This window comes from Streptomyces nanshensis (assembly GCF_001751255.1).
GTDB classification, from domain to species: domain Bacteria; phylum Actinomycetota; class Actinomycetes; order Streptomycetales; family Streptomycetaceae; genus Streptomyces; species Streptomyces nanshensis_A.
Genome location: NZ_LJGW01000641.1, coordinates 1 through 4,032, shown reverse-complemented (window position 1 = coordinate 4,032; position 4,032 = coordinate 1). Strand labels below are relative to the sequence as shown.

3 protein-coding genes are annotated in these 4,032 nt (G+C 75.2%); all 3 read right to left on the bottom strand.

The genetic code is table 11. The features are described from left to right. Nucleotides 1-23: 23 nt before the first annotated feature. The 3 genes from hutI to AN218_RS30690 all read right to left on the bottom strand — a co-directional run bounded on the left by hutI (nucleotide 24) and on the right by AN218_RS30690 (nucleotide 3,992). Nucleotides 24-1,211, bottom strand: coding sequence for an imidazolonepropionase (gene hutI, locus AN218_RS30700; protein ID WP_070020309.1), 1,188 nt, complete (start codon nucleotides 1,209-1,211; stop codon nucleotides 24-26). A 136-nt stretch (nucleotides 1,212-1,347) separates the two neighbouring features. Beyond that, nucleotides 1,348-2,733: a formimidoylglutamate deiminase gene (locus tag AN218_RS30695; protein ID WP_171908858.1), complete on the bottom strand. Its 1,386-nt coding sequence runs from the start codon at nucleotides 2,731-2,733 to the stop codon at nucleotides 1,348-1,350. Next, complete coding sequence (locus AN218_RS30690) at nucleotides 2,730-3,992, bottom strand: allantoate amidohydrolase (protein ID WP_070020311.1); 1,263 nt, start codon at nucleotides 3,990-3,992, stop codon at nucleotides 2,730-2,732. The genes AN218_RS30695 and AN218_RS30690 overlap by 4 nt, the downstream gene beginning before the upstream one ends. Between the last annotated feature and the right edge of the window lie 40 nt (nucleotides 3,993-4,032).

Here is a 4,032-nt window from a genome sequence, read left to right as displayed (position 1 = left end):
CCCGCCGCGTGTGTACGGCGGGCTCAGGGGACGAGGGGCGCCAGCGGCGTGCCCCGGTGCCAGACCCGGGCGGTCAGCGGGACGCCGGGCCGGTAGGCGAGATGGACGTGCGAGGGCGCGTCCAGCAGTTGCAGATCGGCGTACGCGCCGGGCGCGAGCCGTCCGACGTCGGTACGGCGCAGCGCGCGGGCGCCGCCCGCGGTGGCGGCCCAGACCGCCTCGTCCGGCGTCATCCCCATCTCCCGTACGGCGACGGCGACGCAGAACGGCATGGACGAGGTGAACGACGAGCCCGGGTTGCAGTCCGTGGACAGCGCCACCGTGACCCCGGCGTCCAGCAGCCGGCGCGCGTCGGGATACACGGCCCGCGTGGAGAACTCACAGCCAGGGAGCAGCGTGGCGACCGTGGACTCCGCCTGGGCGAGGGCGTCGACGTCGGCGTCGCTGAGATGTGTGCAGTGGTCGGCGGAGGCGGCGCCCAGTTCGACGGCGAGACGTACGCCGGGTCCCTGTGAGAGCTGGTTGGCGTGGACGCGCGGCACGAGGCCCTTGGCCGTGCCCGCGGTGAGCACGGCGCGCGCCTGGTCGCCGTCGAAGGCGCCCTTCTCGCAGAACACGTCGACCCAACGGGCGTACGGGGCACAGGCGTCCAGCATCGGGCCCGTCACGAGGCCGACGTAGGCGGCCGGGTCGTCGGCGTACTCGGGGGCGACGATATGGGCGCCCAGATACGTGACTTCGTCGGTGTGCGCGGCGGCCACGCGCAGCGCGCGCGACTCCTGTTCGGGGGTGAGCCCGTAACCCGACTTGGTCTCCATCGTCGTGGTGCCCTGGCGGCGGGCCTCGGCGAGGAACCGGGCGAGGTTGCGGCCCAGTTCGTCGTCGCTCGCCTCGCGGGTCGCCGCGACGGTCGTACGGATGCCGCCCGCGGTGTAAGGGCGGCCGGACATACGGGCGTTGAACTCGGCCGTGCGGTCGCCCCCGAAGAGCAGATGGGAGTGGGAGTCGACGAACCCGGGGAGCACGGCGCGGCCCGCGGCGTCGTAGGCGGTGTCGGCGGCGGGCGCGTCCGCCGCGCGGCCCGTCCACGCGACGCGCTCGCCGTCGAGGACGAGGGCCGCGTCCTCGACGACGCCGAGCGGGCCGCCGTCCCCCTGGGCCGGGTCGTTGGTCACCAGGGTGCGGATGTTCGTGACGACGGTGCTGCTCATGTGCGGTGTCCTCGGATTGTCGTCGCGGATGTCGGTCGGTATGCCGGAAGTCCGGTCGGTACGGGAGAAGTTCGGGTCGGTACGCGGGAAGTCTCGCCGCTACGGGGGAAGTTCGGGTCGGTGGGCGGAAGTCCGGTCAGTACAGGGCGCCGACGGCCTCGGCCAGGCTCCCCGCGACGTCCGGGACCAGGGTGTGGTGGCCGTCGCGGACCAGATGCCGGCCGCCGACGACCGTGTGCCGCACGTCGGCCGACGTCGCCGCGAAGACCGCCGCCTCGGCGGCCATCCGCGGGGGCGGGCCCACCGTACGGACCGAGTCCAGCGCCACCGTCGTGAAGTCGGCCAGCATGCCCGTCTCCAGGCGGCCCGCCTCGGGCCAGCCCAGCGCGGCGTGGCCGTTCTCCGTTGCGGCGCGCAGGAGTTGGGCCGCCGTCCAGTGGCCCCGGGCGCGGGTGCGCAGCCGCTCGTCCAGTTCCAGGGCGCGCGCCTCCTCCAGCAGGTCGACGACGGCGTGGCTGTCGCTGCCCAGCGACAGCGCGGCGCCCGCGCGCTCCAGCCGGGGCGCGGGGCCGATGCCGTCGGCCAGGTCACGTTCGGTGGTCGGGCACATGCACACGCCGGTGGAGGCGCGGCCGAGCAACTCCACGTCCTCGTCGGTGAGATGGGTGGCGTGCACGGCGGTCGTACGGCGCCCGAGCACCCCGTGGTCGGCGAGCAGCCGGGTGGGCGTGCAGCCGTGTGCCTCGTGGCAGGCGTCGTTCTCGGCGGTCTGCTCGGAGAGATGGACGTGCAGCGGTGCCGAGCGTGCCTGTGCCCATTCGACGACGGGCGCCAACTCCCGTGCGGGGACGGCCCGTACGGAGTGGATCGCGGCTCCCGTACGGGCGTGCCCGCCCTCGCCGGTGCGCAGCGCGGAGGCCCGCTCGGCCCAGGCCGCCGCCGAGCCGTCGGAGAAGCGGAGCTGCTGGCGGCCGGGGGGCTCGCCGCGTCCGCGGCGGCCGAAGCCGGAGGCGAGATAGGCGGTGTCCAGGAGCGTGATGCGGATGCCCGCGTCGGCCGCGGCGGCGATCAGGGCGTGGCCCATGGCGTTGGGGTCGTCGTACGGCCCCCCGCCGGGCGCGTGGTGCAGATAGTGGAACTCGCCGACGCAGGTGATGCCGGCGAGCGCCATCTCGGCGTAGACGGCGCGGCCCAGGGCGTACGCCGAGTCCGGGGTGAGGCGCCCGGCGACCTGGTACATGATCTCGCGCCAGGTCCAGAAGGTGCCCGAGCCGACCTGGACGGCGCCGCGCAGCGCACGGTGGAAGGCGTGCGAGTGCGCGTTGGCGAAGCCGGGCAGGGTGAGCCCGCGCAGCGGTTCGGCGCCCTGCGGGGGTGCGCCGACTCCCGTGCGTACGGCGGTGATACGGGCGTCGTCGCCGGTCTCCAGCAGCACGCCGGGCTCCACGGTGCCGTTGAGCCAGGCGTACTGGCACCAGTAGGCGCCGCGCGGACCGGGGTCCCCGGTGGAGACGGTCGTCATCGGCAGGCCAGCCCTTCCAGGACGTCGGCGAGTGCGCGTACCCCGGCGGCGCAGTCGTCCTCGGCGGCGGTCTCCGCGGGCGAGTGCGAGACGCCGGTGGGGTTGCGTACGTACAGCATCGCGGTCGGGACGGACGCGGAGAGGATCCCCGCGTCGTGTCCCGCGCCGGTGGGCAGCAGCGGCGCACCGCCCAGAGTGCCGGCGATCCGGTCGCGCAGGCCGTGCGCGAACTCCACGACGGGCGTGCGGGATTCGGGCGTGACGCGGACGTCGACGCCGTCGGCGCGTGCGCGCTCGGTGGCCGCGTCCTCGATGCCGGCGACGACGGCGGCGAGGGTCTCCTCGTCCGCGGCGCGGGAGTCCAGCCAGCCCCGTACGAGGGACGGCACGGCGTTGACGCCGTTCGGCTCGACGGCGACCTTGCCGAACGTGGCCAGCGCCCCGGCGCGTTCGGCCTGCGCGCGGGCGGCGAGCACGGTCGCGGCGTAGGTGAGCATCGGGTCGCGGCGGTCGGCGAGGCGTGTGGTGCCCGCGTGGTTGGCCTCGCCGTGGAAGTCGAACCGCCAGCGTCCGTGCGGCCAGATCGCCGAGGCGACGCCCACGGGGCAGCCGTCCGGTCCGGCCGAGGAGCCGGGGACGCGCAGGGAGCCCATCGCCTCCAGGGCGTCCGGGTCGGCGAGCGCGCAGCCCTGCTCGATGTGGAGTTCGACGAACGCCCCGATGCGGGCGAGCCGTTCGGGGTCGGCGCCGATGCCCTCGGGGTCGTGGCCCGCGCGTTCCATGGCCTGGGCCAGGGTGACGCCGTCGGCGTCGCGCAGCGCGTGTGCCTGTTCGAGGCTGAGACCGCCGGTGCTGAGCCGGGAGCCGACGCACGCCAGCCCGAAGCGTGCGCCTTCCTCGTCGGCGAAGTTGACGATGCCGAGCGGGACGGTGAAGTGGGCGCCCCGAGCGCGGAGTTCGTCGAGCGCGGCGAACGCGGAGACGACGCCGAGCGGTCCGTCGAAGGCGCCGCCGTCGGGCACCGAGTCCAGATGGGAGCCGGTGACGACGGCGTTGCCCAGGACGACGTCCTCGGCGGTGGCCACGCCCAGCCACGCCCACTGGTTGCCGTTGCGGTCCGACTCGTAGCTCAGACCGCGGGATGCGGCCTGCGCGCGGAACCAGGCGCGGCAGTCGGCGTCGGCGTCCGTCCACGCGAAGCGGCGGTAGCCGGCGCCGGGGCCGCCGTCCCGGCCGACGGGCGCCAGTTCGCGCCACATCTCGTGGAACGAGGCGGGGGCCTCGGCCGGTGCGCGGAGC